Origin of the sequence: Haemophilus haemolyticus (assembly GCF_003490935.1) — a bacterium.
GTDB classification, from domain to species: Bacteria; Pseudomonadota; Gammaproteobacteria; order Enterobacterales; family Pasteurellaceae; genus Haemophilus; species Haemophilus haemolyticus_M.
This window is the reverse complement of sequence record NZ_QQGD01000009.1, coordinates 1-26,670: the sequence shown is the minus strand read 5'-3', so window position 1 is coordinate 26,670 and position 26,670 is coordinate 1. Positions and strand designations below refer to the sequence as shown.

Genomic DNA, 26,670 nt, shown 5'->3' with positions numbered 1-26,670 from the left:
CTTGTTATATCTTTTAAGCTAAATAGTGCGGTTAATTTTCAGTTTATTTTTATTATCTTTTTCACCGCACTTTTCTTTACCTTATCCCGCTACGGCCGGTAAATATCCCCATTGAATTAAAAATGGGATGACCATAATCACCACGCCAATCAATAACGCAAACACCAAAGCAAAATTACCGCCAGCAACACGATATGGCAATGTTGGATTTTCAATACGTGTACGCCATGCCAAGCCAATTGGTAAAATTAAGCAATAGAACGCACACAACAAACCAGCGTAACTTAACGCAGTAATAAATCCTTCAGGATAAAACAATGCAAATACAAGTGGCGGTAAAAATGCGGCAATGGTTAATACAAAGCGATTATTTGGCAAGTGATAGCGTTTGAATAAATCACCTAATCCTTCAAACACACCAAGCATTACACCCAAGAATGAAGTAATTAAAGCGAGTGATGAGAACACGCGCACCACTTCCCCCATAAAATGAGAACCTGTGATTTCACGTGTTGCATTCACTAAGCCATTTAGCGTTGGGTCAGCTTGTAAAATACGCACAAATTCACTTTGACTTAATACACCATGAGTTGCTAACTGCCATACAAGATAAGCAGCTAATGGAATCGCGGTACCAATCAAAATAGCACGACGGAATTTTTCTACACTTCCACCTAAGTAGCTATTTACACTCGCCATAATGACGTGGAAACCGAAAGAGGTAAAAAATATCGGTGCAGCAGAAACTACAAAAGCATAATCCAAAGGCAATGCCATTAAATTATCTGTTGCCACTTTGGGAAGCATCATAAAGAGCACAAAAGCAAAGGCGACTAACTTACCAATAAATAACACGCGAGTTAAACCATCTACGCCTTTCGTTCCTATAACGACAAAAGAACCTAATACCACAGTAAAGATAACAATCGCGGTTTTAAGCGACATCGCTTCCATTCCAAAAGCAGTTGGCAAACCTGAAAGTAAAGATCCACCACCCGTAATATAAGCGGCTGAAAGTGCATAAAGTAAAATTAACAAACTCAACGTTGCTAAAATACGTCCTGGAACGCCAAAATATTTTTCAGCTAGCGTGGCCACACCGTCATCCAACTGATCCGCTGTTTGATACACTTCTACAAACAACAATCCACTGTAAACCAACAAAACCCACAAGCCCGCGAGCAATAACACGGTGTAACCAAAGCCCATGCCTGCTGATGTAAGCGGCATAGCAAGCATACCTGCGCCAATGGTTGTGCCTGCAATAATCAACGCACTCCCAAATGTTTTATTCTGTAACATAAAATTATCCTTATAGTGTTGTGTTTGAAAACTAATTTAAAGTTGACCGCACTTTTCTTTATAATGTAAACGGCAAACAGAAAGGTAAGAGTCATTGCCGCCAATTTGAATTTGCGCGCCTTCTTTAATAACCTCGCCTTGATCATTTAAGCGCAAAACAAAGTTAGCCTTACGGCCACAATAACAAATTGTTTTTAATTCTTCGAGTTGATCCGCCCAAGCCAGTAAATATTTACTTCCTTCAAAAAGTTCCGCTTGGAAATCTGTACGCAAGCCATAACAAAGCACAGGGATTTTAAGTTTATCAACGACATTACTCAACTGGTAAACTTGTTGTTTGCTAAGAAATTGAGCTTCATCCACCAGCACGCAATGCACTTTTTCTTTTTTTAAGTGCTCATTGATTTCATCAAACAAATTGGTTTCCGAGCGAAATAAAAAGGCATCTTGCGAAATGCCAATACGCGATGTGACTTTCCCCACACCAAAACGATCATCAATCGCAGCCGTATAAACTACTGTGTTCATATTGCGCTCGCGATAGTTATAGGAAGATTGTAGCAACGTCGTTGATTTTCCAGCGTTCATTGTGGAGTAATAGAAGTAGAGTTTTGCCATTGTTTCTCCTAAATTGCCGGTAATTCCGTCATTGCCCAGCGAGGCTTAACATCAATAGCCAGATCACTATGCTGACCTTGTTTTAAACGTAAAAAACCTGTGTAAGCAATCATTGCGCCATTATCTGTACAAAATTGAGGTTGAGGATAAAACACTTCACCACCTAAATTTTGCATTAAGTGCGCAAGCGTTTCTCGGAGTTTTTTATTTGCGCTCACCCCTCCCGCAATCACTAAACGTTTATAACCTGTTTCTTTTAACGCGCGCTTACATTTAATGGCAAGTGTATCCACCACCGCATCTTGGAAAGCATAAGCAATATCCGATTTAGTTTGTTCTGTCAGTTCACCATCGTTTTTAATCGCTTGATTAATCGTATTCGCGGCAAATGTTTTTAAACCTGAAAAGCTAAAATCAAGGCCTGCACGATCTGTCATTGGACGTGGAAATGTGAAACGATTTGCTGTGCCTTTTTCTGCTAAACGAGAAAGTACTGCGCCACCTGGATAATCTAATCCAAGTAATTTTGCTGTTTTATCAAAGGCTTCGCCTGCAGCGTCATCAATGGATTCACCAATCACTTCATATTTTCCTACACCATCTACACGTACCAATTGAGTATGACCACCCGATACTAACAAAGCGACAAAAGGAAAGTGCGGTGAATTTTCATCAAGCATTGGCGCAAGTAAATGCCCTTCCATATGATGAACACCAATCGCAGGAACATTCCACGCATAAGCTAAAGAACGCGCAATCGTAGCGCCGACGAGCAATGCGCCGACAAGCCCTGGGCCACTCGTATAAGCAATTCCATCAATATCGCTCGCCGTTAACTTAGCTTCTTCTAACGCAGCTTTAATGAGAGGAGCTGTTTTACGAATATGATCGCGTGATGCTAATTCAGGAACTACACCACCATAATCTGCATGCAGGGCAATTTGAGTATAAAGTTGATTAGCAATTAACCCTTTTTCTTCATCATAAATCGCCACGCCCGTTTCATCACACGAGGTTTCAATGCCTAAGATTTTCATTGATTTTCTTAATTTATTACCTAAAATGTTGCGCGATTTTACCCTGTTTAAGCGGTTTTAACCAGTTGAAACCACAAATATTAAGGTGAATTGGCATTCTTTCCTTTACTTTTTCCCTAAAAGTAGATTAGAATTGTGTCCTTTATTAAATTTACCATTTGCACAGTGGTGCTTTGGTGGAAATAAAATTTTAAATTGCAATTAAATTAAACTCATTGAGGTGATTGGCTTATGCCTGTAATTAAAGTACGTGAAAACGAATCATTTGACGTAGCTTTACGTCGTTTCAAACGCTCTTGTGAAAAAGCGGGAATCTTAGCTGAAGTACGCGCTCGCGAATTTTACGAAAAACCAACTACAATTCGTAAACGTGAAAATGCAACACTTGCAAAACGTCACGCAAAACGCAACGCTCGCGAAAACGCGCGCAATACCCGTTTATACTAATTTATAGTATTTTCTGACTCGAGTTAAGACAAACCGTGAATCCTTTGGACTCACGGTTTTGTTACTTTAAGCACAACAAAAATCTACGCCAAAAACGACCGCACTGTCACACCACGATCACGGAGGCTCTACAATGAAAGGTTCTATTCCACGCCCCTTTATTGATGATTTGCTGACAAAGTCCGATATTGTCGATGTGATTAACACGCGCGTAAAACTAAAAAAAGCTGGCCGCGATTATCAAGCCTGTTGCCCTTTCCATCACGAAAAAACACCATCCTTCACGGTTAGTCAAAAAAAACAGTTTTATCATTGCTTTGGTTGTGGCGCACATGGTAATGCCATTTCCTTTCTAATGGATTATGACAAACTTGAATTTGTAGAGGCTATTGAAGAACTTGCAGCGATGGCTGGGCTTGAAGTACCTTACGAAAAACGCACGAATAACAGCGGGAAACCTCAAGCGAATTATCAAACCAAACGAAATCTCTATGAATTAATGCAAGAGATTGCCAAGTTTTATCAAAGCCAATTGCCATTAAATACGCAAGCGCAAGAATATTTACAACAACGCGGGCTTTCGGCTGAAATTATTGAGCGTTTCCAAATTGGGTTTGTACCGAATGCAATGGATACGGTACTGCGTAAATTTGGTGTTAATCGTGAAGAACAACAAAAACTCATTGAGCTAGGCATGCTTTCTCAAAATGATCGTGGCAATATTTACGATAAATTCCGAAATCGCATTATGTTTCCAATTCGCGATAAACGTGGGCGTACAGTGGCTTTTGGAGGGCGGGTATTAACGGATGAAAAGCCGAAATATCTGAATTCGCCAGAAACCATTACTTATCATAAAGGTAACGAGCTTTATGGTTTGTACGAAGCCTTACAAGCCAACGATGAACCAAAACAATTACTTGTTGTTGAAGGTTATATGGATGTGGTCGCATTAGCGCAATTTGGCGTGGATTATGCGGTAGCTTCTTTAGGTACGTCCACGACATCAGAACAAATTCAACTTATTTTTCGTTCGACTGAGCAAGTTGTTTGTTGTTACGATGGTGACCGTGCAGGGCGTGATGCAGCTTGGCGGGCATTAGAAAATGCATTGCCTTATTTAGAAGATGGCAGACAACTCAAATTTATTTTCTTGCCTGATGGAGAAGATCCTGATACTTACATTCGCCAATATGGCAAAGAAAAATTTGAAGAATATATCGAAAGTGCACAATCTTTAAGCGAGTTTATGTTCGCTCACTTAAGCCCACAAGTTGATTTTTCTAGCAAAGAAGGGCGCGGAAAATTAGTTGCTCTGGCTGCACCGTTAATTCGCCAAATTCCAGGGGAAATGCTGCGCTTATCACTACGCAATATGCTTGCTCAGAAACTTGGGATTTTTGATCAAACTCAGCTAGAAAATCTTATTCCAAAACAATTAGAACAAACTGACACACAACAAAAAGTTGCTAATAATAAAATCAAGAAGACACCAATGCGAATGGTCATTTCATTGCTTCTTCAAAATCCTGAATTAGTGAAAAGAATGTCTGAAAGCGGTGTGCAAGCATTACGTGCAGAAGCTGGTTTTGAAATTCTGGAAAAATTGACCGCACTTTGTCGCCAACGAGAAGGGATTACGACAGGGCAGATTTTAGAGCACTTCCGTGATACGCCTTACAGCAATCCTCTTGAAATACTGGCAACTTGGGATCATTTATTAGACGAAGCAGAAATGATCAATGCATTTTCACAAAACTATCGCCGCTTAAATATTCAAGCCATTGAGCGGGATATTGAAATGCTTATTGCTAAAGAACGAGCTGAAGGACTTACTAACGAGGAAAAAACAGTGCTCATTCACCTTTTAGCGGGTAAAGAACAGCAGAAAAAACAGTTAGTTAATCCGCAATAACAATGATAAAATTCTAAGTTTGTAACAAAAATTATATTGCTACTATCACATCAAGCAAAACGGATATAAAAATGGAAAAAAATCAACAATCTACAGCTGAACAATATTCAGAACAAATTGAACAACTGATGGAATTAGGTCGCACTCAAGGTTATTTAACCTATGCAGAAATTAATGATTTATTACCAGAAGATGTCATCGACCCTGAATATTACGATAAGTTGCTACAAACATTGCAAAATGATGCAGGGATTCCTGTCTTAGATGAAGCCCCAGAAAGCGATGAGATGATGTTGAATGACACCATTCCAGATGAAGATGCGGTAGAAGAGGCAACCCAAATTCTTTCAAATGTAGAATCTGAAATCGGTCGAACAACCGATCCTGTCCGTATGTATATGCGTGAAATGGGAACGGTTGATCTTCTTACTCGCGAAGATGAAATCAGCATTGCAAAACGTATTGAAGAAGGAATTGATGAAGTTCAAACATCCATTGCAGCCTATCCTGAAGCTTTAAATGGGTTGCTAAAAAATTATGATGATGTGGAAAAAGGAAACTTCCGTTTAGCTGACTTAATTACGGGTTTTGTCGATCCAAATGCAGAAATAGAAGAACATAATGTCATTGATGAAAACTTTTCTGAAGACGGAGAAGAAGCAGAAAGTGCAGATGTTGAAGACAACGAAGATGAAGACGAAAACGAAGCAGAATCTACATCAGATTCAAGCGAGTCTGATAATAGCATCGATCCAGAAGTCGCAAGAGAAAAATTTCAACAATTAAAAGATCAGCACACCAAAACACTTGCTGTTATTGAAAAACATGGTCGCTCAGGAAAACGTGCCCAAGATCAAATTGCACAACTTGGTGAAATTTTTAAACAATTCCGTTTAGTACCAAAACAATTTGATTTACTCGTTTTATCAATGAAAGAAATGATGAAATCTGTACGTCACGAAGAACGTCAGTTGCAAAAAATAGTAGTGGATATTGCAGGAATGCCAAAAGATGATTTTGAGAAACTCATTACTACTAATGGCAGCAATACTGAATGGGTACAAAAAGCCTTAAAATCAAGCAAACCATGGGCAAAACGCTTACCAAAATATGAAGCACGTATACTTGAGGCATTAAACAACTTAGCTAGCATTGAAGAAAATACGAAACTTACCATTACCCAAATGCGCGATATTTGTGATGCAGTCGCTCGAGGTGAACAAAAAGCTCGTCGAGCTAAAAAAGAAATGGTAGAAGCTAACTTACGTTTAGTAATTTCCATAGCGAAAAAATATACGAACCGCGGTTTACAATTCCTAGACTTAATTCAAGAAGGGAATATTGGTTTAATGAAAGCGGTAGATAAATTTGAGTATCGCCGTGGTTATAAATTCTCTACATATGCGACCTGGTGGATTCGCCAAGCCATTACACGCTCTATTGCGGATCAAGCTCGTACAATCCGTATTCCGGTACATATGATTGAAACAATCAATAAACTTAACCGCATTTCTCGCCAGTTATTACAAGAAATGGGGCGTGAAGCAACACCAGAAGAATTAGCTGAGCGTATGGGAATGCCTGAAGATAAAATTCGTAAAGTATTGAAAATTGCAAAAGAGCCAATTTCTATGGAAACGCCTATCGGTGATGACGATGACTCACATTTAGGAGATTTTATTGAAGATTCAACCTTAGAACTTCCTTTAGATTCTGCAACAGCACAAAGCTTAAGAGTTGCGACTCACGAAGTTCTTGAAGGCCTAACACCACGAGAAGCAAAAGTATTACGTATGCGTTTTGGTATCGATATGAATACCGATCATACGCTTGAGGAAGTGGGTAAACAATTCGACGTTACACGCGAACGTATTCGTCAAATTGAAGCAAAAGCGTTACGTAAATTACGTCATCCTAGCCGCTCAGAAACATTAAGAAGTTTCCTTGACGACTAAAAGTTACAAATAAAAAGGAGCTATAGCTCCTTTTTATTACGTTAAACTAATAATAAAAGCCCGATCTAAGACCGGGTTTTATTTTGCCTATCTGACAAATTATTCTGCAACAACGATTACATCTAATGTTGCAAATACTTCACCGTGAAGTTGGAAACGAACATCGTGGTCACCAAGAGTACGGATAGGACCGTTTGGTAAACGAACTTCACTTTTCGCAATTTTAACGCCTGCTGCAGTTACTGCTTCTGCCACATCACGAGTAGTGATTGCGCCGAATAAACGACCTTCATCACCTGCTTTAGATGCGATAGTCACAGAACCTAATGCAGTAACTTCTGCTGCACGAGCTTGAGCTGCTGCAAGATTTGCTGCCGCTGCTGCTTCTAATTCTGCACGACGTGCTTCAAAGTGTTCAATGTTAGCTTTAGTTGCCATAACTGCTTTACCTTGTGGGATTAAGAAGTTACGTGCAAAACCTGATTTAACATTTACTTGATCGCCCACTTGACCTAAGTGAACAATTTTATCTAAAAGAATTACTTGCATTACCGTGTCTCCTTAATTACTGATGATTGTCAGTGTATGGAAGTAACGCTAAATAGCGAGCGCGCTTGATTGCACGAGCTAATTGACGTTGGTACTTCGCACGAGTACCGGTAATACGGCTAGGTACAATTTTGCCGCTTTCTGAAATATAGTTCTTTAATGTAGCGATATCTTTGTAATCGATTTCAACAACATTTTCCGCTGTGAAACGGCAGAACTTACGACGACGGAAATAACGTGCCATTTGGCTAGTCTCCTAATCTATAAATTCGATTTGCTCGGCATGTAAAACTAATTGGCATAAACCACTTTGGGTTTTATGTGATGTAATAAATCCCACCACCAAAACTTTACTACCGACCGTAATGCTTTGAGTTTTTTCTATCAATTGATTACCACTAATTTGAACTGGCATTTTTAACCAAGCTTGACGTGTAAAACCACTTTCAATCTGATCTGAACGATGTTCTAACAAAAACTTGCAATGCTCAATTCCACTAGGGCTCTTTAATCGCTTTGGTAACTGAGAAACGACTCCCATAACCGAAAAACGATTATCAATTTTCAAATTACTCTTCAGCATCCTCAAAATCGTTGTTTTCAACTTCAGCTAAAGGTTTACGTTCTTCTTTAGCCGCTTTCATTGGGGACGCTTCTGTTACGGCGTGCTTAGTATGGATAACAAGACTGCGTAATACAGCATCGTTATAACGGAAAGTCGTTTCTAGCTCGTCGATGACTTGTTGAGGCGCTTCTACATTCATAAGCACATAGTGTGCTTTGTGTAATTTATTAATTGGGTATGCTAATTGGCGACGACCCCAATCTTCTAGGCGATGAACTTGACCACCAGCTTCTTTTACAGAACCGGTGTAACGTTCGATCATACCTGGTACTTGCTCGCTTTGGTCCGGATGAACCATAAACACGATTTCGTAGTGACGCATTACTGCTCCTTACGGGTTAATCAGCCTTTGACGTAGATTAGCCACCAATCTGCAAAGGCAAGGAACGAAAAATTCAATGTGGCTAAGGGTTGCGGATTATACCGATTTTTTTACGTTCCGCAACCAGTTTGAGTTCTTTTTGAGCAAAAAAGAAGGCCAATATTGTAACAATATCGGCCTATCTCAAATCTTCTATGATTAACGACTGCGGAAAATAATACGTCCTTTACTTAAATCATAAGGCGTCATTTCTACAGTCACTTTATCCCCAGTCAAAATACGGATATAGTTTTTACGCATTTTTCCTGAAATATGTGCAGTAACCACGTGACCGTTTTCCAACTCCACGCGGAACATAGTATTCGGTAAAGTCTCTAAAATTGTGCCTTGCATCTCAATGCAATCTTCTTTCGCCATTGTATCCTCTAAAAATAATCGATTTTTTATCCGCACTTTAGGCGGAAAAGTTAAGAAAAACGGGCGGATTATAGCCGTTTTTAGCTTTCTACGAAAGAAAAAATAATATTGTTCATAAAAAACTCAATTCGACATAACTGAACAATGATTTACAAAATCCCCCCCCCCCCCTATAATCAACATAAATAACCCCATTACTAGGTAGATACAAATGAATAAAACATTACTAAGTAATAATAATCACCCAAATATTTCATTAACCTGTCAAAAATTTCAATACGGTGGAGGTATGGAACGATATCTTATTGATATTGTTAATGGATTATCTCAGGCTAACATTACACCTAAAATTTACTCTGCCAAGTTTGATACCACATTACCTGAATATACTTTAATTAATCCAGTTAAGATTAATCTTTCTTTTGTGCCTAAAAAATGGAGGACCTCGTTTCTTTCCTATTTTGCAAATAAATATAAAGAAACATCAGAAATCTCACTTACCACCTCTTATACTCTATCTGATGTTGTCGTTTGTGGTGGAAATCATAAAGGATATCTACAAGCATCAAAGAAAAAGCCAAGCATGTCAGATCGATTTAAAATCATGAGTGAACAAAAATCCTTAAATCAGTCCAAATATGTCATCGCTCATTCTGCCTTGATGAAAAAAGAACTTGTTGAGTTATATCATATCTCAGAAAACAAAATTGATGTGATTTATCCCCCTATTAATACAGATAAATTCATACAAATAAATGAAGAAGAAAGAATAAAGCTCAGAGAAAAGTTGGGTTTCAAAAAAGATGAAATCATTTACCTATTCCCTTCTACTGGGCATACACGAAAAGGTTTCGATATTTTGCAAAAATATTTTGAAAAAACTCAGTTACCTATTCGCTTAGTGGTAGCAGGAACGCCTGTAGAAGAAAATCCTAAAATCTCTTCACTTGGTTTTTGCAAAAATATGCCTGAATTATATCAAGCGGCAGATTTCACCATTATGGCATCTCAATATGAGCCATTTGGGCTGATTGGGCTAGAATCTATATTATCTGGTACGCCAGTTATTTTTTCTGAAAACATGGGGTGCCTAGAAGTATTACAAAACGAATTTGGCTATATATTTTCTAGAGAAAACACGGATACATTGGATGATGCAATTCAAAAATCAGTAAAACAAGCATCTGAACATCAACATCGTATTCTCAATCCAATGGACTGTATTCGTTATAATCCAAGTTTGAGTCATCATATTAAAGCAATACTGGAACTCATCGCTAAATGATATTACCTATGACAGTTACACTAAAATTTACAAAAGAAATATAGGCTCTATAATAACCGCACTTTTCTTATTAAATAATACTTATGAATTCAAAAAAACACTTAGGCCATACGGCGCGTAAACGCTTTGGTCAAAACTTTTTACATGATACCTCTGTGATTCAAGGTATCGTGGCAGCGATTTACCCACAACCCAATCAATTCTTAGTGGAAATTGGTCCAGGGCTTGGCGCCTTAACAGAGCCGGTTGGTGAACTTGTTGATCATCTGACTGTGGTAGAACTTGACCGAGACCTTGCAGAACGTTTACGTCATCATCCATTTTTACATCAGAAACTGACTGTTATTGAAACGGATGCGATGCAATTTGATTTTGGTGAGCTTTATGCAAAAGCAAATTTGGCAGAAAAAGATCAGAAATTACGTGTGTTTGGTAACTTGCCATACAACATTTCTACGCCATTGATGTTCCACTTGTTTAAGTATCATGATGTGATTCAAGACATGCACTTCATGCTACAAAAAGAAGTGGTGAAACGCTTATGTGCAGGACCAAATAGTAAAGCCTACGGCCGCTTAACCATTATGGCGCAATACTTCTGCCAGGTAATGCCTGTGCTTGAAGTGCCGCCTTCTGCATTCAAACCAGCACCGAAAGTGGATTCTGCCGTTGTGCGTTTAATTCCGCATAAAGAATTGCCACACCCTGTAAAAGATTTATATTGGCTGAACCGTGTTTGCTCCCAAGCGTTTAATCAACGTCGAAAAACATTACGCAATGCACTTTCAACACTATTTTCACCTGAAAATCTGACCGCACTTGGTATTGATTTAAATGCACGCGCAGAAAATTTGGCTATCGCAGATTATGCGCGTTTAGCAAACTGGTTGGCAGACAATCCACCAGCTGATTTAGATGGAGATAAATTTTTAGAGTTAAGTGAAGACTAATATGAATATCGCGTTTTCATCTGATAATAACTATGCACCATATTTAGCCATTAGCATATTAAGTGTATTAAAAAATAATTCGAAATCTGAAATTAGTTTCTATGTTTTGGATTTTGGGATTGATAATAACAATAAAGAAATTATAGAAAGTATCGTTTGCAATCATGGAAAAAGTATCAAATTTATAAGCGTGGATAAAGATGAATTTGCTAACTTTCCTATTACAATAAATTATATTTCTTTAGCAACCTATGCCAGATTAAATATAACTCAATATATCCCTGATGTAGATAAGTTACTTTATATTGATGTTGATACGCTAACAAATGGCTCATTAGATGATTTATGGAATACTGATATCGAACAGTATTCACTTGCCGCATGTAAGGATTTCTTTATTGAAATTGAGCAAGCAGATTACAAGACTAAAATTGGCTTAGAAAATCATCATTATTTTAATGCTGGTGTACTTCTTATCAATATGCGAAGATGGCGAGAATTGAATGTTCTAGAGGTGAGTCTGACCTGGTTAAATAAATATAAGGATGTTATAAAGTATCAAGATCAGGGTATCTTAAATGGTATTTTCAAAGACGATGTTAAATTTATAAATACAAGATTTAACTTCACGCCATCTGAATCTGGCTATATAAAATATCGAAAAGAACGAGAAATTCAATTTCCTGCAGTTATTTACCATTATCCAGGACCTGATAAGTTTTGGTCTAGTCGAAGTTCTCACTTAAAAGCCAATTTAGGGTATTCACTATTTAAAGAAATCTGTAATAGTTATCCGAGTTTTAAAGCTGAGTTTGATGTTGTTGCTTTTAGAAAGAAAGTTAAAAGAATAATTAAAGAAATAAAATATAAATTTTTCTATCGCATATTTTAATCTTACTCATTTATTGTATGATGATTTTATATTTATAGTTTATAACCGCCAATTTCTCTGGTAAATTTCAAACTTTAGAGAATTATCATGTCTAGTGGTCATCTATGAATAAGCTTAAACAATTAAGCCTATACAAATCACTTCATAAGTCTATCTACATAAAATGAACAATTTTTTTACCTTGCATTTCTTTAATGCATTGTTGTTCTTTCCATTTTTTTCTATTTAAAGCTCGTATAATATTTTCTTTTATCCGAGTTAAACGCTGTTTCAATGTTTTTTTCTTACGGATTTTTGGACGTTTTTCTCGTTCTTTTTCCAATCCACTTGTTAATACACTTTTACTTTGATTAGCTTGGAGTTCTTGAATACAAATTGCTGGATTTAGTTGATAGACAATATAATTATCAGCATCAACTAATTTATTAAAAATAAGTTCATCAACTGCAACAATTTCATCAGAAGGAATATTCTTTAAGTATTCAATTACATATTTAGCCGCACTTTGAGAAATAATATAACCAGCAGTCCCCCAATGAGTTGATTTTAAAATATCAAAATTCCTAGAATAAAAAGGTGAAATTTTAGTTTGTTTCTCAAGTTTAACTGGCTGTAAAAAAGTTTCTAAACGAATAATAAAAATATCATTAAAATCAAAACGTGTTTTTAACCATTCATTTTGGTTCAAAAATACTTCCGCATTCTCGCCAAGAATTACATCATCTTCAAAAATTGTAAGATATTCCAAATTTTCATCCACACACTTATTCCATAATAAGAAATGGCTAATTAAACAGCCTTTTTCTCCTTTAGTAAGTATTTTGGATTCCTCTATATTATGTAATATGGGTTTGATTAATTGATTGATTGATTGATTGATTGATTGATTGATTGATTGATTGATTGATTGATTGATTGATTGATTGATTGATTGATTGATTGATTGATTGATTGATTGATTGATTGATTGATTGATTGATTGATAAGTGTACGCATTAAAGAAACTAAATGAAAGTTTTTTTGATTCAAATTGCTCAGTAATATGTTTGCGACGTTCAGTTGCATTTTCCATACTAATGACAATATTTTCAATAGCACTCATATATAAATAAAAATGGAAATAACTAATTTTTTTCATTCTACTATACGAAAAGAATAAATCAACAATAAAAGTCTGTGTTAGAATTCTCAAAATTTATTTATAGAAGAGCAAAAATGGCGACCTATTTCGTAGGTGATTTGCAAGGCTGTTATGATGAATTACAGCTTTTATTAGAACGTGTAGATTTCAATCCTACGCAAGATAAACTTTATCTTGTGGGGGATCTTGTGGCGCGTGGGGATAAATCACTTGAATGTCTTCGTTTTGTAAAATCACTTGGTAATGCAGCGCAAACCGTACTAGGGAATCACGATTTACACTTAATTGCAACCGCACTGGGTATTAAAAAAGTAAAACCACGTGATCGTGTTGATGCCATTTTTAATGCTCCAGATTTTGGTGAACTGATTCATTGGTTACGTCATCAGCCATTACTTGTCCATAGTAAAGAGTTAAATTTCCTGATGGCACACGCAGGCATTGCGCCTGATTGGGATTTGGAAACTGCGAAATCTTGTGCAGCTGAAGTTGAACAGATTTTACAACACGGTGATTTTCATTATCTTATTGAAAATATGTATTCTGAACAGCCTGATCGCTGGTCGCCAGATTTGCAGGGCTTAGCGCGTCATCGTTACATCATTAATGCTTTTACTCGAATGCGTTTTTGCTATTTCGATCATCGTTTTGATTTTGCTTGTAAATCCCCTTTAAAAGATGCACCAGAGGAGCTCACGCCTTGGTTTAATTTAGATAATCCACTTTATAAACAAATTCCCATTGTCTTTGGGCATTGGGCAAGTTTAGTGGATGAACCTACACCACAAGGTATTTATGCTTTGGATACTGGTTGTGTGTGGAATAATCGAATGACTATGTTGCGTTGGGAAGACAAACAGTTCTTCACGCAAAGTGCGGTCAAAAATTACAGTGATTTTTAAGGAAACACTATGCTCTCGCTTACTACTGAATCTTGTGAACTGTTCAATATTCCTTTCTATCAATTCGCCCAAATGAAAAAATTCTGTCCAGAAGATATTCCGGCAATTAAAGCGGATTACAAATTACATTGGGATAATTGGAAAGCGATTATTCAAGAAGTGGCAAAGCAACTTGGCATGCCTTTTGCGAAACCGCATATTGAAAGTTGGACCAATGGTTGGCAAGTGCGGGCTCATTTCTTCGCTTATTTTAAATACGAGTTTAATCAAAATTCTGCAGCCATTTTTTCAGTGTTATTAAATCGTCGCCGACTAAGAGTATGTTTAGATTGGCATTGCTATCGCGCAGATCGCTCACAAATTAATGTGCAACAATATAATCAGTGGCTTGATCAATTTGATTTCAAACAATTTGCTGATTTTGAGATTTGGCGAGAGGATGAAAGTGAATATGATGATTTTCGCCAAGTAAAACAAATGACTAAAAACGATCTCATTTTACGCTCAGATGAAGATTTTTGGTGCATAGGGAAAAGCATTGAAAAATCGGAACTCAGTCAAATAAATCCCATATCTTTTATCACTCAAACTATTCAAGCATTACAACCAATCTACGAATATTGCCATCAATAAAAGTGCGGTTATTTTCATGAAAGTTTTTCGCCCTGTTTAGTTGTTATGTTATCATTACATTAATTTAACATTTTTAACAATTTAAACTTTTAGGAGAGCTTTATGAAAAACGTCGTGATCGTTGGCGGGGGCGCTGGCGGCATTGAATTAGCGACATTCTTAGGTGATAAATTAGGTCGAAAAAAACAAGCTAAAGTGACACTTGTGGATCGCAATGCCACGCATCTATGGAAACCCTTATTACATGAAATTGCAACTGGCGTAATGGATGATGGCGTAGATTCTCTTAGCTACCGCGCACATGGTAAAAATCACCATTTCAGTTTTGAACAGGGTTCAATCACTCGTATTAATCGCGAACAAAAATATGTTGAACTCGCCCCTGTTTATGGGCAAGAAGGCGATATGCTCGTTGTTGCTCGCCGAATTCCTTATGATTATTTAGTGGTTGCTATTGGCAGCAAATCAAATGATTTCCACACAAAAGGTGTAGCTGATAACTGTATTTTCTTAGACAGCTCAGATCAAGCGTTACGCTTTCAGCAAAAAATGTTGGAATTATTCCTTAAATTCTCTGAAAACCGTGCTTTAGATGATATTGGTGAAGAAGAATTTAAACAGAAATTAGTCGATGAAAGCAAAGTCAATATTGCGATTGTTGGCGGTGGCGCAACCGGCGTGGAATTAACCGCTGAGCTTTATCATGCCACGGAAGATTTATCTTCTTACGGCTATGGCAAAATTGATAACTCATGTTTACAAGTCACTCTCGTTGAAGCGGGACCTCGCTTACTGCCAGCACTACCCGAAGATTTATCTGCTGCGGTATTAGACGAGTTGCAAGAAATGGGCGCGAACGTGAAATTAAATACAATGATCACCGAAGCTCAACCCAATACCCTTATCACCAAAGATGGAGAAGAAATTAAAGCAGATCTCATTGTTTGGGCGGCAGGCGTTCGCACTTCAACAGTGACACAACAATTTGATGGATTAGAACTCAATCGAATAAATCAATTAGTGGTAAAAGACACGCTTCAAACAACCGTTGATGACAGTATTTTTGCCATTGGCGACTGTGCAGCATTAACGCAACCAAACGGTAAATTAGTCCCACCAAGAGCTCAAGCCGCACATCAAATGGCAAAAGCTTGTGCAAAAAATATCTTTGCACTTTTTGAGCAAAAACCATTAAAAGCATTTAAATATAACGATAAAGGCACCTTGGTTTCTCTTTCGAGTTTTACTGCATTAGGCAGTATTTCGAATAAATTTGGAAAAAATCCCCTTACCGTTCAAGGTAAATTTGCACAATTTGCCTATGTATCTTTGTATAGAATGCACCAACATGCTTTACATGGTTGCATTAAAATTGGATTGATTATTCTGGTTGATAAACTTAATCGTTATTTAAAACCAAGATTAAAATTACACTAATCGTTAAAGACAAAAGTGCGGTGAAAAATCACCGCACTTCTTATCGAAATTTAACTTCTTGTACAATACGCTTAGCTGCAGCTATGGGCAATTGCCCGATAAAAGTAATTTCTTTTCCACCATTCACTTCACTATAAATCGTATAGGCCCCTTGTTTCCAAGTATTTTCCGGCAAAATATTAGATCCTGCGTTAGAAACAAATAGCGTAAAAGTAAACAAACCATCGCTATATAGCGCACTATCTATAACTTCATTTTCCAATGTTTCTTGAGTATATCGAATTAAAGAAAAACCTTGTGGCAACCAACCTGCAGACCAAGTTATATCTGAGCTTTGTTCATTTTTACTTTCTTTCAACAAAGGGGGCATCGAGACTTTGTTAATATACTCCGTCAACCCTCTTAGTCTATCATCGATATAAAGCGTTACAACTCTAAACTGATCAAGTAATTTACCTTCGCTATCAAGCATATCGCCGCGTAACAATAAACCATTTTCTTCATCGACAAACACTAAATACTGGTATCGAAAATCATCTTTAGGGACTATACGGATCGTGTCAGCAAAACGCCCAGCCACTCGATCTTTGCCTATTTTTATAAAATCATAAACTGAAGAAAGTTTATCAAAATCAGCGCGAACAACAGCCGGCATTGCATCGACTATATTGCCACTATTAAGCGTAAATGCTTGAGTATTTGGCTGAAAATAACTGACTAAATTATCACGTTGAATAATTTCTTGTTGACGACCATCAAGCGTCACTAATTGCGCATAAGTTTTATTATCTTTCTTAATATGACGATAGCGAAAGGAATCCATATTTGATGGCGTTGTTTGAACAAAGGCAATTTCATAATTGAGATTATCCAATGCTTGTGTCATTTTATCTAAAGACTGCTTAGCAGAAAAATCTTCAGCAGAAACAATGCTACTTAATAGCAAAGAAAGAGAAAGTGCGGTGAATTTTAACGCGATTTTTTTCATAAAAATAAATTTAAAGGATAAAAATTCACCACGCTAAATAATATATTAGGTGGTGAATTAACATAAACTAACTGAACTAATCGTATTATTTCTGACTATTACTACTTACATTTAATGCATCTGCATGCATACGACGTTGTAATTCATAGTTCTGTAACATCGCACCAATACGGCGACTTTTTTGTTCAAGCTGATCCGATGTCAATGTATCTTTACTCGGCGCATTATAGCTAACCTCTTGAACCGCATTATTAAATGGCAAGGTTTGCAATACTGGAGTCTCAGGTAAATTAGACGCATCGTTTTTATTATTGAAAGATTGAACACCAAGTACCGCCACTAAACATACACCAGCTGCAACCGCAACTTGTGTCATTGGCGCAAAGAACGCTTTTAATTTTTGCATAAATGCAGAATTGTGTGCGTCTTCTGGTTCAGGTTGAGACACGGCAATGACATCGACTTTCTTCACTTCTTCAGATTCAATTAAACCAGCCATTTTAGCGGTAAAATCAGCCCCTAGAAACAAGGCGCTTTCTTTACGCATCACTGCTCGTACAGCATGGAATGCCTGCCAAGATTCTTGTAATTCTTCGTCTTTCAATAAAGCATCTGTCAAGCCAGCCTCGACTTGTTCGCCATCCATATAGGCTGAAAGTTGCTCTTTTTGCATAGTAAACTCCGACATTTTTATTCGCGTTGCATCAGTGGCTGAATTTTATTCTCAATAATTTCCCTTGCACGGAAAATACGAGAACGAACAGTACCAACAGGGCAATCCATAATTTCTGCAATCTCTTCATAGCTTAAACCTTCTAGCTCTCGCAAGGTGATTGCTGTTTTTAAATCTTCTGGCAAACTGTGAATCGTACTAAACACGATTCGTTCAAGTTCACTAGATAACATTTCATTTTCGGGTGTATCTACATCCCGCAAGTGCGTACCCACATCATAATTTTCAGCATCCTCAGCTAAAATATCTTCATTAGGTGGACGACGCCCTTGAGCCGTTAAATAATTTTTTGCCGTATTGACGGCAATTCGATAAAGCCATGTATAGAAAGCACTTTCGCCACGAAAAGATTCAATTGAGCGATAAGCCTTTATAAAGGATTCTTGCACCACATCAGGAATATCGTTACGTGATACATAGCGAGTCAAAAGCCCCGCCACTTTATTCTGATAACGAGAAACCAACAAATTGAAAGCTTTCTTATCCCCTTGCTGCACTCTTTCTACCAAAGCCTGATCTGTTAGCTGTTCAGCCATATTTCTCCTATGCCAATATCTAACACGCCTTAATATTCAAGACAGCAAGCTCTTGTTGCAATCTCAGACACAAGTGTGTGAAAAAAGTTCATACGTATCTTAATAATTTTAATTAGTTGTGATTTTTTGTACGTTTTGGATATATTCCACCATAGATTGAATTTCTGAATCTGATGATTGACCACGATTAAAAAACCAAGAAAACAGCTGAAGATCTGTACTTGCTAATAAACGAATAAATATATCTTTTTTGTCATCTGTTAATTCATCAAAATGCTTCAAATAAAAAGGCATAATGATTTTATCCAACTCCAACATTCCTCGGCGGCAATCCCATTCAATACGGAGTTTATTATATTTTTCCATTTTTAATTCCTTAAATTTTAGGGGGCGATTATAGCCTAAAAAAATAACAATAAAAAAGGTTGGCATATTTACCAACCTTTATTTTTCAATTTTATTATTTATTCTTTAATAAATCACGAATTTCTGTGAGCAAATCTTCCGATGTCGGACCTGCTTTTTTCTCTTCTGGTTTTCTCACTTTATTAAGTGCCTTAATCATCATAAAGATTGCAAAAGCAATAATAATGAAATCAATCACATTCTGAATAAACACACCGTAGTTTAAAGTAACAGCTGGAACATCGCCTTGTGCTTGAGCTAATACAAATTTCATATCTTTGAAATCAATGCCACCCGTTAAAATACCAAGCACAGGCATAAAAATATCACTAACAAGTGAACTTACGATCTTACCAAACGCACCGCCGATAATCACACCGACAGCCATATCTACAACATTACCGCGCATTGCAAATTCGCGAAATTCTTTAATAAAACTCATAATAATTTTTCCTTTAGAGATTGAATAAAAGAGCGCCTATTATAATGAGTCGCTCTTAAAAGTAAATAAATCGTTAAATGAAGAATGCACTTGGCTGGAACAATTTTTCAATTTCAGGCACATTCTTCTTATCACTCAAATAAATCACCACATGATCGCCTTCTTCAATCACAACTTGGCGTCGTGCAACAATCACATCATTACCACGCAATAAAGCACCAATAATGGTTCCCATAGGTAAACGCAGCTCACCAATTTTGCGCCCAACCACATTGGAGGTACTTTCATCACCATGCGCGACAATTTCAATAGCCTCAGCAATACCATGTCGTAATGTAGCCACATTTTTCACATCCCCTTTACGAACATGACCAAGCAAAGCAGAAATTGTCGCTTGCTGTGGCGAAACCACAATATCAATACTTCCACCTTGAATCAGGTTTATATAAGCAATTCGTTGAATCAGCACCATTGCCTTCTTAGCACCCAAACGTTTTGCCAATAAAGCGGACATAATATTCGCTTCATCATCACTACTCAATGAAAGGAATACATCAACATTTTCAATATGCTCTTCAAACAATAAATTTTGATCAGACGCATCACCATAAAAAACCAAGGTTTTTGAAAGTTTTTCAGCTAACAAATTAGCCCGTTCTTCATCACGCTCAATTAATTTTACAGTACAAACATTTTCCAAACATTTCGCTACACCAGCGGCAACATTTCCGCCACCAACAATCATTACGCGTTTATAAGGTTTTTCTAAGCGTTGAAGTTCACTCATTACAGCTTTTATATGCTCAGTTGCACAAATAAAAGTAATTTCATCACTAGCTTCAACAATAGTAGAACCCTGTGGGCGAATCGGTTTGCCGTTACGCAAAATAGACATAATACGGCAATCGATATGTGGCATATGTTCACGAAATGCGGAAAGTGCATATCCAACCAAAGGACCACCATAATAAGCTCTTACCACAACCATGCTAATACGATTATTAGCAAAATGGGCAACTTGTAATGCCCCAGGATAAGCAATTAAGCGTGTAATTTCATCTGTCACAAGATTTTCAGGCGAAATCAAATGATCAATAGGAACATTCTCATCATTGAATAACTTATCTTTTTCACGCAAATATTCTGAATTACGAATACGGGCAATACGCGTTGGTGTATTAAATAATGTATAGCCCATTTGGCAGGCTACCATATTGATTTCATCAGAAGCTGTTACGGCAACCATTAAATCTGCATCGGCCGCACCTGCATCACGAAGCACTTTTGGTGATGATGGAGAGCCTTGCACCACACGCAAATCATGCTTTTCTTGTAAGGCTTGTAACTGTGGGGACTCGTTATCAACGAGTGTGATATCGTTATCTTCACTAACCAAATTTTCGGCAAGCGTTGTTCCTACCTGACCTGCACCCAAAATAATAATTTTCATCGCTTACTCCGTTCGTTCTAATACAAGAGGACGAATGCCTATTTCTGATGAATTTAGACCGCACTTTAATGCGTTAATTTGACGACAAATTTCATCTGTCACCCCATTAGCCTGCGCCATTTGTTCTTCAGTAATCTCCAGTGGCGCTTTTTGGAATAAAATCGCATCCAATATCCGTTCTGCATGCATTCCATCTCTGCAGTAATGAAGTATGCCAACATCATTAAATAACGTTGCAACTTTAGCTATCTTAGTTGTCGCAATACCAAGTGCACCATCTTCACCGCCTAATTGACGAAATAATTCATCTTGTGGGAAACCACCACATGCCAAGAAAAAGGCTCGACGAAAAACCACACTCCCACCACAGGTCATTCGCATATGTTGCCATGCAAACTCAAAATTAGGATGTTCAGCGTAACGCGCTGGCAAATCAATCGGTTTTAATGCTAAACGTACCACTGATGTATCTGGTTGAAAATGAAAAGTCGCCGCAGCAACTTCTAATGCGCCCTGTTCATAAGCATCATCAGCGTCTAAAAAAGCAATAAATTCATTACTTGATTGCAAAGCGCCCCAATTGCGAGCTTTCGCCACGCCGCTATTTCTCGGCATAGACTCGACAACTATCTTTTCTGGATATTGCGCAGCCCATTCTTGCGCTAAAGCTAACGTGTTATCTTTAGAGCCATCATCAATCAACCAAATTTTCCCCAAATAAGTTTGAGACAATACGGATTGCACTGCGCGAGATAGCGTTTGTTCTGCATTATAGCAAGGAATAATGACATCAATATTGGCAAACATTTTAGTCTCTAAGCACATTTACGTAACTTCGCATAATAGAACCCATCGCCACCATTTGGTTGCGGAATGAATTGAAAACCCACCGCACTTTTATCATCACTAAAGGGTAATGGCAATAACTCCGCATCTGAGTGAGCATTTAAAAATGCTTGGATTTGTTCGCAATTTTCTTCTGGCAATACAGAACAAGTCGCATAAAGCAAAACACCGTTTGGCTTCAGTTTTTCCCAAAGTGCACTCAGAATTTTCTTCTGTAGTTCAACAAGCTGAGCGATATCGGTTTCTTTGCGTAACCATTTTATATCAGGGTGGCGTCGAATCACTCCTGTTGCAGAACAAGGGGCATCAAGTAAAATTCGGTCAAATTTCACCACACTTTTACCGATTTCAGCTAACCATTCGTCAGGTTGACTTGCATCACCACACACAACTATCGCTTGCTGATTTAAACGTTCAAGATTTTCTTCTACTCGTTTTAAGCGATGGGATTCTACATCTAATGCAATCACATTAGCTTGAGGTGCCAATTCCAAAATATGAGTTGTCTTACCACCTGGTGCCGCGCAAGCATCGAGGATCCACTCCTCATTTTTTGGCTCAAGCAAAGTTGCCGCCCATTGAGCACTCAAATCTTGCACCGTAACCGCCCCTTCTTCAAAGTGCGGTAATTTTTGCACCGCAATCGGTATATCTAAACATAGCGCATTAGGATGATGGCTTGTTTTTGCAGAAACACCGTGTTCTTCAAGGAAAGTGCGGTAAGTTTCGAGGGAGTTTTTTTGTGAATTCACTCGTAGCCACATTGGTGGTTTCTGATTGTTCGCCTCAATGATCTCACGCCAATTCGGATAGGCTTTTTTTAATTTATTCAGGAACCATTCAGGGTGAAGCGTTTGCCAATTTTTATCGATAATGGCCAAAATTTCATCTTGCTCACGTAAAAATCTACGCAAAACCGCATTCACTAATCCTCTAAAACTATCAGATTTTAATGATTTTGTTGCGTTCACCACTTCATCAACTGCTGCATGAGCAGGCACTCGCATATAAAGCAATTGGTATAACCCTACAAGTAACAGGCAATGAACAATGCGAGTTTTACCTTTAAGCGGCTTATCTACAAGACGTTTGATAATTTGCTCTAAGCGAGGCAATACACGACACACGCCAAAACAAATTTCTTGTAGTAAGGGCAAATCTTGTACTTTTACAGAAAGTTGCACTTCTGGAATTAACGCCGACAAGGATTTACCTTCATCTAATACTTGCAAAATTAAGTTTGCTGCAATAGCCCTGGTCGAAAGTGCGGTCATTTTTACTGAGTTTTTTGCTTTGATAGTTTTAGAAGAGAATTTTTTCATTATGCAAGCACCTTACCAATAGTAAACCATTCTGCACGGCCATTTAATAAATCTTGTGCAGACATAGGCTTTTTACCTGCGGGTTGTAATTTCAATAAGTTTAATACACCATCAACAGTCGCAATTTGAATGCCATTTTTATCCGCACTTAAAATAGTTCCCGCTGGTTTATATTGATGAGGCAACACTTCCGCTTGATATACTTTTAAAGTTTGTACATTGCCATCCTTATCTTCTGTTGAAAAATAAGCAATCGGCCAAGGATTAAAAGCACGAATATTACGCTCAAGTTGCATTGCAGGAAGTGACCAATCTAATTGTGCCTCTTCTTTAGAAAGTTTTTCTGCATAATTACTTTGGCTGTCATCTTGTTTTTCGGCTATAAATTTACCGTTTTCAAGATTATCTAAAACATCAATTAATGCTGATGGAGCAAGCTTAGCAAGTTTGTTATAAAGAGTTGTTGAAGTTTCAGTCGGTAAAATATCACAATAGACTTTGTGTAACATATCACCTGTATCTAAACCTTCATCCATTTGCATAATGGTTACACCAGTTTGTGCATCACCAGCCCAAATTGAGCGCTGAATGGGTGCCGCTCCTCGCCAACGAGGAAGAATAGAACCATGCACATTCAAACAACCTAAACGAGGGGCATCTAATACAGCTTTAGGCAAAATTAATCCATAAGCGACAACAACCATTACATCTGCATTTAACGCTTTTAGTTCAGACTGCGCCTCTTCTTTACGTAAGGATTTAGGCTGATAAACGGGAATGTTATTTTGCTCAGCAAGTTGCTTAACAGGGCTTGCTTGCAGTTTTTTACCCCGACCAGCTGGTTTATCTGGTTGAGTATAAACAGCGATCACATTATGTTGAGAATTTAGAATGGCTTGTAAATGCTGTGCAGCAAAATCTGGCGTACCAGCAAAAATAATATTAAGTGATTTCATAATGTTCTACGTTATGGTGATTGATAGGAAAAAGTGCGGTTAAAATCAACCGCACTTTAATTAAGAATAAGAAACTTATTGTTTCGCAATTTGTTTTTTATATTTCAGCAATTTTTCTTTAATACGTTGGCGTTTAAGTGGAGAAAGATAATCAACAAATAAAATTCCATTTAAATGATCAATTTCGTGTTGAATACAGATCGCAAGCAAACCATCAGCATCTAAAGTAAATTCTTTTCCATCACGATCTAACGCTCTCACCTTCACTTTTTCTTTACGAGGAACCAACGCACGGAACCCCGGAATGGATAAACACCCCTCTTCAATTCCCGTTTCGCCTTCAGAAGCCAAAATTTCTGGATTGATGAGGACAAGTTGATTTTGTTTATCACCTTCAACATCAATAGTAATAATACGTTGCAAAATATCTACTTGAGGTGCAGCTAAACCAATACCTTCTTCTTGATACATCGTATCAAACATATCATCAACAATTTTACGAATTGCATCATTAACTTCAGTAACAGGCTCACAGACAACCTTTAAGTGATCATCAGGATAAATTAATACATTAAGTGCGGTCATAATTTCTCTTGTTTTTAAGGATAGAATTTCCTGAAATTTTAGCACAATGAGAGGGAAATGGGTAGAAAAGGGCGTATTCAAGCTTTGTAATAACAGAACGTCATCAGTTTAATAAATTTGATGCGAATAATTATTTAATGCCTATTTATTGAAATGTTGTGCTAAAGATAGCTAAAAAGGGAGCAGATTAGAATACCTGTTTCTCAGGAAACAGGTATTTGAGATCTTAACGCATTTTACTTGCAACTAATTGCTTGAAAGCAACTTCAACTTCATTAACAGTACCGCACGGATTCGTCCCTGGAGGACTTTGTTTTAAAAATGTTCGTGCCACATCATAAGCTAATTTTTTATCACTTCCTGCCTGCGTAATAATTTTAGTAAGATTATCCCCTGTGAGCGGAATATGTTTTTCTGTCATATAAGCGCCATAATAGTTAAAAACTAAACGAAATACCTCACTATTTGATTTTCTATCTAATTGTTGTGAAAAAGCACCTAAATTACTAAATAAAGATTCCCATTGTTTAGCCAACTTTGCTCTACTATCGATACAAGCCTTCGCAATCGCTAGGTGAGTTCCTAAAAAATCACTTTCATTTGAAGACAGCTGAATATTGGGAGAAGAATAACTATTTGAATTTGGCAAATCGACACTACTAAAACAGCCAGATAAGAGCAAAGAAATTGCAGTAATGGAAAGTAATTTTTTCATTTTTATTCCTTAATAAGTGTTACAAAAAACTTGGTTGCCAATTCGGTTACAATAGGTGTTTTTTGGACGGCTTTGCCCAATCCCCTGAATAATTTGGTTAGTTTGCTCTTGTTGAGCTTGGTCGGCCGCACGTTGCGATGAATCAAATTGAATATCTGCAGCTGATGCATTATTACTTACTGCTGTTAAGCTATAAGAATGACTATCTGAATTAACTGGGAATTGATTACGATAATGTTCGGTTACTCCACTCATCCAAACTGCTTGGCAAGGCACAACTTGAACTATACCACGTTGAATATCTTGCTCAGAGATATTGTAATAAGCGTTATAAGGCGTATAGCCAACAAATTGTCCACCACAAATTAGTCTTGCATTTTGTGGCGATGAGTTATACCAAACGTGTAATCCTGAATGGCAAGCGGATAATCCCATTACTATTATCAAAATAAATAAACTTTTTCTAATCATTATTTTCGCCTCATATTATGCCAAATTAGACATATTTTTCTTAATTTCCTGAAGGAATTGATTAATCTCAGAAAAATCTCCCTTCTGTAAATCATCATAGATATAATTCAATAGCACGACATTTTGTTGGCAAACGACGAAATTAGAGGATTCAATTTTTCGAATAAGGCTATTTATTTCAGAAATGGCTTTTTGATCTAAATTACCTTTATTATTTTTGAGCAAAGTTTGAAAATGCTCATTTCTCCAGTAAACATGCATCTGCTTGCAAATATTTTGAGTATTCACATCACACATAAAACCTACCAAATTGTTTAACAGTATTGTTTTATTCTTTCTGTCAAGAAAGAATAAACCCAGTATACTGGGTTAAAATTTGAGAATAATTATTAAAAATAAGACAGATTAAAGAAATGTAAATAGTAGGCTAAACCTTACCTTTAAAAAATTTTAAGTTAGTAGGAAAAATAACATTCGCACCTAAAGTATAATTGGTTTTGAGAAGGTCTTTATTGATAGTGGAATAGTGGATATGTAATAAGCCTCACCTTACGTGAAAAATAGAAAAGTAAAAACCCCATATCTTTCGACACGGGGTTCTTCTGTTTTCATTTTATTTAGATTCGTATTTGGTAACCTGGCGGTGCCCTACTCTCACATGGGGATGCCCCACACTACCATTGGCATTACAGCGTTTCACTTCTGAGTTCGGTATGGTGTCAGGTGGTTCCACCGCACTATCGCCGCCAGGATAATTCTTTGATAACTTGTATTCTTACTTCTATCTATGTTCT

General features: G+C 37.3%; 30 protein-coding genes and 1 rRNA gene. 9 read left to right on the top strand and 22 right to left on the bottom strand.

Annotated elements, in window-relative coordinates; all coding sequences use genetic code 11:
* Positions 1–81: 81 nt before the first annotated feature.
* The 3 genes from DV417_RS09010 to tsaD are packed head-to-tail and all read right to left on the bottom strand — an operon-like array spanning position 82 to position 2,957.
* A complete protein-coding gene (locus DV417_RS09010) occupies positions 82–1,302 on the bottom strand; it encodes an aromatic amino acid transport family protein (RefSeq protein ID WP_118879436.1) in 1,221 nt (406 codons plus the stop codon).
* A gap of 36 nt (positions 1,303–1,338) precedes the next feature.
* The gene (locus DV417_RS09005; protein WP_118879435.1) at positions 1,339–1,920 is read right to left on the bottom strand and encodes a thymidine kinase; all 582 of its coding nucleotides are present in this window, start codon (positions 1,918–1,920) and stop codon (positions 1,339–1,341) included.
* A gap of 8 nt (positions 1,921–1,928) precedes the next feature.
* Entirely contained in the window at positions 1,929–2,957 is a 1,029-nt protein-coding gene (gene tsaD / locus DV417_RS09000; protein WP_118879434.1) for a tRNA (adenosine(37)-N6)-threonylcarbamoyltransferase complex transferase subunit TsaD, read from the bottom strand.
* A 231-nt stretch (positions 2,958–3,188) separates the two neighbouring features.
* Here tsaD and rpsU point away from each other — a divergent pair, with 231 nt between their 5' ends.
* The 3 genes from rpsU to rpoD all read left to right on the top strand — a co-directional run bounded on the left by rpsU (position 3,189) and on the right by rpoD (position 7,274).
* Positions 3,189–3,404, top strand: coding sequence for a 30S ribosomal protein S21 (rpsU, locus tag DV417_RS08995; protein ID WP_005627632.1), 216 nt, complete (start codon positions 3,189–3,191; stop codon positions 3,402–3,404).
* Positions 3,405–3,537: 133 nt separating this feature from the next.
* Positions 3,538–5,319 carry a DNA primase gene (gene dnaG / locus DV417_RS08990; protein WP_118879433.1) on the top strand — a complete coding sequence of 594 codons (1,782 nt, stop codon included), beginning with the start codon at positions 3,538–3,540 and terminating at the stop codon, positions 5,317–5,319.
* Positions 5,320–5,390: 71 nt separating this feature from the next.
* The gene (gene rpoD / locus DV417_RS08985; RefSeq protein WP_118879432.1) at positions 5,391–7,274 is read left to right on the top strand and encodes an RNA polymerase sigma factor RpoD; all 1,884 of its coding nucleotides are present in this window, start codon (positions 5,391–5,393) and stop codon (positions 7,272–7,274) included.
* 99 nt (positions 7,275–7,373) lie between these two features.
* Here rpoD and rplI read toward each other — a convergent pair whose 3' ends face one another.
* The 5 genes from rplI to infA all read right to left on the bottom strand — a co-directional run bounded on the left by rplI (position 7,374) and on the right by infA (position 9,187).
* Positions 7,374–7,823 (bottom strand): 50S ribosomal protein L9, encoded by a 450-nt coding sequence (gene rplI, locus DV417_RS08980; protein ID WP_005627626.1) that lies wholly within the window; start codon positions 7,821–7,823, stop codon positions 7,374–7,376.
* Between the two features lie 16 nt (positions 7,824–7,839).
* Entirely contained in the window at positions 7,840–8,067 is a 228-nt protein-coding gene (rpsR, locus tag DV417_RS08975; protein WP_005598105.1) for a 30S ribosomal protein S18, read from the bottom strand.
* Positions 8,068–8,079: 12 nt separating this feature from the next.
* Complete coding sequence (gene priB / locus DV417_RS08970) at positions 8,080–8,406, bottom strand: primosomal replication protein N (RefSeq protein ID WP_118879431.1); 327 nt, start codon at positions 8,404–8,406, stop codon at positions 8,080–8,082.
* The gene (gene rpsF / locus DV417_RS08965; protein WP_005627620.1) at positions 8,393–8,770 is read right to left on the bottom strand and encodes a 30S ribosomal protein S6; all 378 of its coding nucleotides are present in this window, start codon (positions 8,768–8,770) and stop codon (positions 8,393–8,395) included. The genes priB and rpsF overlap by 14 nt, the downstream gene beginning before the upstream one ends.
* A 198-nt stretch (positions 8,771–8,968) precedes the next feature.
* The gene (gene infA / locus DV417_RS08960; RefSeq protein WP_005627617.1) at positions 8,969–9,187 is read right to left on the bottom strand and encodes a translation initiation factor IF-1; all 219 of its coding nucleotides are present in this window, start codon (positions 9,185–9,187) and stop codon (positions 8,969–8,971) included.
* Between the two features lie 211 nt (positions 9,188–9,398).
* On the opposite strand from infA, the gene DV417_RS08950 reads away from it, so the two are divergent.
* The 3 genes from DV417_RS08950 (at position 9,399) to DV417_RS08940 (ending at position 12,314) form a co-directional block, all read left to right on the top strand.
* A complete protein-coding gene (locus DV417_RS08950) occupies positions 9,399–10,472 on the top strand; it encodes a glycosyltransferase family 4 protein (protein ID WP_239990496.1) in 1,074 nt (357 codons plus the stop codon).
* A gap of 83 nt (positions 10,473–10,555) precedes the next feature.
* Entirely contained in the window at positions 10,556–11,422 is an 867-nt protein-coding gene (gene rsmA, locus DV417_RS08945) for a 16S rRNA (adenine(1518)-N(6)/adenine(1519)-N(6))-dimethyltransferase RsmA (protein WP_118879430.1), read from the top strand.
* 1 nt (position 11,423) lies between these two features.
* Positions 11,424–12,314, top strand: a complete 891-nt coding sequence (locus DV417_RS08940; RefSeq protein WP_118879429.1) for a glycosyltransferase family 8 protein — start codon at positions 11,424–11,426, stop codon at positions 12,312–12,314.
* A 154-nt stretch (positions 12,315–12,468) separates the two neighbouring features.
* Here DV417_RS08940 and DV417_RS08935 read toward each other — a convergent pair whose 3' ends face one another.
* Positions 12,469–13,416, bottom strand: coding sequence for a glycosyltransferase family 25 protein (locus DV417_RS08935; RefSeq protein ID WP_118879459.1), 948 nt, complete (start codon positions 13,414–13,416; stop codon positions 12,469–12,471).
* A gap of 113 nt (positions 13,417–13,529) precedes the next feature.
* Here DV417_RS08935 and apaH point away from each other — a divergent pair, with 113 nt between their 5' ends.
* From apaH to DV417_RS08920, 3 genes are all read left to right on the top strand, one after another.
* Positions 13,530–14,357: a bis(5'-nucleosyl)-tetraphosphatase (symmetrical) ApaH gene (gene apaH / locus DV417_RS08930; protein ID WP_118879428.1), complete on the top strand. Its 828-nt coding sequence runs from the start codon at positions 13,530–13,532 to the stop codon at positions 14,355–14,357.
* A 9-nt stretch (positions 14,358–14,366) separates the two neighbouring features.
* Positions 14,367–14,990 (top strand): glucose-6-phosphate 1-dehydrogenase family protein, encoded by a 624-nt coding sequence (locus DV417_RS08925; protein WP_118879427.1) that lies wholly within the window; start codon positions 14,367–14,369, stop codon positions 14,988–14,990.
* 102 nt (positions 14,991–15,092) lie between these two features.
* Positions 15,093–16,427 (top strand): NAD(P)/FAD-dependent oxidoreductase, encoded by a 1,335-nt coding sequence (locus tag DV417_RS08920; RefSeq protein WP_005633012.1) that lies wholly within the window; start codon positions 15,093–15,095, stop codon positions 16,425–16,427.
* 40 nt (positions 16,428–16,467) lie between these two features.
* On the opposite strand, the gene rseB is transcribed toward DV417_RS08920, so the two are convergent.
* The 13 genes from rseB to rrf form a co-directional block, all read right to left on the bottom strand.
* A complete protein-coding gene (gene rseB, locus DV417_RS08915) occupies positions 16,468–17,415 on the bottom strand; it encodes a sigma-E factor regulatory protein RseB (RefSeq protein ID WP_118879426.1) in 948 nt (315 codons plus the stop codon).
* A gap of 85 nt (positions 17,416–17,500) precedes the next feature.
* The gene (locus DV417_RS08910; RefSeq protein ID WP_046942659.1) at positions 17,501–18,088 is read right to left on the bottom strand and encodes a sigma-E factor negative regulatory protein; all 588 of its coding nucleotides are present in this window, start codon (positions 18,086–18,088) and stop codon (positions 17,501–17,503) included.
* Between the two features lie 17 nt (positions 18,089–18,105).
* Complete coding sequence (gene rpoE / locus DV417_RS08905) at positions 18,106–18,684, bottom strand: RNA polymerase sigma factor RpoE (RefSeq protein WP_005627595.1); 579 nt, start codon at positions 18,682–18,684, stop codon at positions 18,106–18,108.
* Between the two features lie 108 nt (positions 18,685–18,792).
* On the bottom strand, positions 18,793–19,050 hold the full coding sequence (locus DV417_RS08900) for an FAD assembly factor SdhE (protein WP_005643996.1): 258 nt from the start codon (positions 19,048–19,050) through the stop codon (positions 18,793–18,795).
* Between the two features lie 94 nt (positions 19,051–19,144).
* On the bottom strand, positions 19,145–19,531 hold the full coding sequence (mscL, locus tag DV417_RS08895) for a large-conductance mechanosensitive channel protein MscL (protein ID WP_005630888.1): 387 nt from the start codon (positions 19,529–19,531) through the stop codon (positions 19,145–19,147).
* Between the two features lie 73 nt (positions 19,532–19,604).
* Positions 19,605–20,981, bottom strand: coding sequence for a Trk system potassium transporter TrkA (trkA, locus tag DV417_RS08890; RefSeq protein WP_118879425.1), 1,377 nt, complete (start codon positions 20,979–20,981; stop codon positions 19,605–19,607).
* A 3-nt stretch (positions 20,982–20,984) separates the two neighbouring features.
* Positions 20,985–21,788 carry a glycosyltransferase family 2 protein gene (locus tag DV417_RS08885; protein WP_118879424.1) on the bottom strand — a complete coding sequence of 268 codons (804 nt, stop codon included), beginning with the start codon at positions 21,786–21,788 and terminating at the stop codon, positions 20,985–20,987.
* An 8-nt stretch (positions 21,789–21,796) separates the two neighbouring features.
* Positions 21,797–23,149, bottom strand: coding sequence for a 16S rRNA (cytosine(967)-C(5))-methyltransferase RsmB (gene rsmB, locus DV417_RS08880; RefSeq protein ID WP_118879423.1), 1,353 nt, complete (start codon positions 23,147–23,149; stop codon positions 21,797–21,799).
* The gene (fmt, locus tag DV417_RS08875) at positions 23,149–24,105 is read right to left on the bottom strand and encodes a methionyl-tRNA formyltransferase (RefSeq protein WP_118879422.1); all 957 of its coding nucleotides are present in this window, start codon (positions 24,103–24,105) and stop codon (positions 23,149–23,151) included. Before fmt ends, rsmB begins: the two co-directional genes overlap by 1 nt.
* 75 nt (positions 24,106–24,180) lie before the next feature.
* A complete protein-coding gene (gene def, locus DV417_RS08870) occupies positions 24,181–24,690 on the bottom strand; it encodes a peptide deformylase (protein WP_065246764.1) in 510 nt (169 codons plus the stop codon).
* Between the two features lie 226 nt (positions 24,691–24,916).
* Positions 24,917–25,405, bottom strand: a complete 489-nt coding sequence (locus DV417_RS08865) for a hypothetical protein (protein WP_118879421.1) — start codon at positions 25,403–25,405, stop codon at positions 24,917–24,919.
* A gap of 9 nt (positions 25,406–25,414) precedes the next feature.
* Entirely contained in the window at positions 25,415–25,876 is a 462-nt protein-coding gene (locus DV417_RS08860) for a hypothetical protein (RefSeq protein ID WP_118879420.1), read from the bottom strand.
* Positions 25,877–26,511: 635 nt separating this feature from the next.
* Positions 26,512–26,627, bottom strand: a 5S ribosomal RNA gene (gene rrf / locus DV417_RS08850).
* Between the last annotated feature and the right edge of the window lie 43 nt (positions 26,628–26,670).

Excerpts from the sequence above, each read along its gene's own strand:
- mscL (WP_005630888.1), bottom strand. The coding sequence starts at position 19,531 with ATGAGTTTTATTAAAGAATTTCGCGAATTTGCAATGCGCGGTAATGTT.
- rsmB (WP_118879423.1), bottom strand. The coding sequence starts at position 23,149 with ATGAAAAAATTCTCTTCTAAAACTATCAAAGCAAAAAACTCAGTAAAA.
- rpsR (WP_005598105.1), bottom strand. The coding sequence starts at position 8,067 with ATGGCACGTTATTTCCGTCGTCGTAAGTTCTGCCGTTTCACAGCGGAA.
- DV417_RS09010 (WP_118879436.1), bottom strand. The coding sequence starts at position 1,302 with ATGTTACAGAATAAAACATTTGGGAGTGCGTTGATTATTGCAGGCACA.
- rplI (WP_005627626.1), bottom strand. The coding sequence starts at position 7,823 with ATGCAAGTAATTCTTTTAGATAAAATTGTTCACTTAGGTCAAGTGGGC.
- rpsF (WP_005627620.1), bottom strand. The coding sequence starts at position 8,770 with ATGCGTCACTACGAAATCGTGTTTATGGTTCATCCGGACCAAAGCGAG.
- DV417_RS08865 (WP_118879421.1), bottom strand. The coding sequence starts at position 25,405 with ATGAAAAAATTACTTTCCATTACTGCAATTTCTTTGCTCTTATCTGGC.
- rpsU (WP_005627632.1), top strand. The coding sequence starts at position 3,189 with ATGCCTGTAATTAAAGTACGTGAAAACGAATCATTTGACGTAGCTTTA.
- dnaG (WP_118879433.1), top strand. The coding sequence starts at position 3,538 with ATGAAAGGTTCTATTCCACGCCCCTTTATTGATGATTTGCTGACAAAG.
- DV417_RS08910 (WP_046942659.1), bottom strand. The coding sequence starts at position 18,088 with ATGCAAAAAGAGCAACTTTCAGCCTATATGGATGGCGAACAAGTCGAG.
- DV417_RS08935 (WP_118879459.1), bottom strand. The coding sequence starts at position 13,416 with ATGAGTGCTATTGAAAATATTGTCATTAGTATGGAAAATGCAACTGAA.
- priB (WP_118879431.1), bottom strand. The coding sequence starts at position 8,406 with ATGCTGAAGAGTAATTTGAAAATTGATAATCGTTTTTCGGTTATGGGA.
- tsaD (WP_118879434.1), bottom strand. The coding sequence starts at position 2,957 with ATGAAAATCTTAGGCATTGAAACCTCGTGTGATGAAACGGGCGTGGCG.
- DV417_RS08950 (WP_239990496.1), top strand. The coding sequence starts at position 9,399 with ATGAATAAAACATTACTAAGTAATAATAATCACCCAAATATTTCATTA.
- DV417_RS08940 (WP_118879429.1), top strand. The coding sequence starts at position 11,424 with ATGAATATCGCGTTTTCATCTGATAATAACTATGCACCATATTTAGCC.
- DV417_RS09005 (WP_118879435.1), bottom strand. The coding sequence starts at position 1,920 with ATGGCAAAACTCTACTTCTATTACTCCACAATGAACGCTGGAAAATCA.
- def (WP_065246764.1), bottom strand. The coding sequence starts at position 24,690 with ATGACCGCACTTAATGTATTAATTTATCCTGATGATCACTTAAAGGTT.
- fmt (WP_118879422.1), bottom strand. The coding sequence starts at position 24,105 with ATGAAATCACTTAATATTATTTTTGCTGGTACGCCAGATTTTGCTGCA.
- DV417_RS08920 (WP_005633012.1), top strand. The coding sequence starts at position 15,093 with ATGAAAAACGTCGTGATCGTTGGCGGGGGCGCTGGCGGCATTGAATTA.
- DV417_RS08885 (WP_118879424.1), bottom strand. The coding sequence starts at position 21,788 with ATGTTTGCCAATATTGATGTCATTATTCCTTGCTATAATGCAGAACAA.
- apaH (WP_118879428.1), top strand. The coding sequence starts at position 13,530 with ATGGCGACCTATTTCGTAGGTGATTTGCAAGGCTGTTATGATGAATTA.
- infA (WP_005627617.1), bottom strand. The coding sequence starts at position 9,187 with ATGGCGAAAGAAGATTGCATTGAGATGCAAGGCACAATTTTAGAGACT.
- DV417_RS08925 (WP_118879427.1), top strand. The coding sequence starts at position 14,367 with ATGCTCTCGCTTACTACTGAATCTTGTGAACTGTTCAATATTCCTTTC.
- DV417_RS08860 (WP_118879420.1), bottom strand. The coding sequence starts at position 25,876 with ATGATTAGAAAAAGTTTATTTATTTTGATAATAGTAATGGGATTATCC.
- rsmA (WP_118879430.1), top strand. The coding sequence starts at position 10,556 with ATGAATTCAAAAAAACACTTAGGCCATACGGCGCGTAAACGCTTTGGT.
- rseB (WP_118879426.1), bottom strand. The coding sequence starts at position 17,415 with ATGAAAAAAATCGCGTTAAAATTCACCGCACTTTCTCTTTCTTTGCTA.
- trkA (WP_118879425.1), bottom strand. The coding sequence starts at position 20,981 with ATGAAAATTATTATTTTGGGTGCAGGTCAGGTAGGAACAACGCTTGCC.
- DV417_RS08900 (WP_005643996.1), bottom strand. The coding sequence starts at position 19,050 with ATGGAAAAATATAATAAACTCCGTATTGAATGGGATTGCCGCCGAGGA.
- rpoE (WP_005627595.1), bottom strand. The coding sequence starts at position 18,684 with ATGGCTGAACAGCTAACAGATCAGGCTTTGGTAGAAAGAGTGCAGCAA.
- rpoD (WP_118879432.1), top strand. The coding sequence starts at position 5,391 with ATGGAAAAAAATCAACAATCTACAGCTGAACAATATTCAGAACAAATT.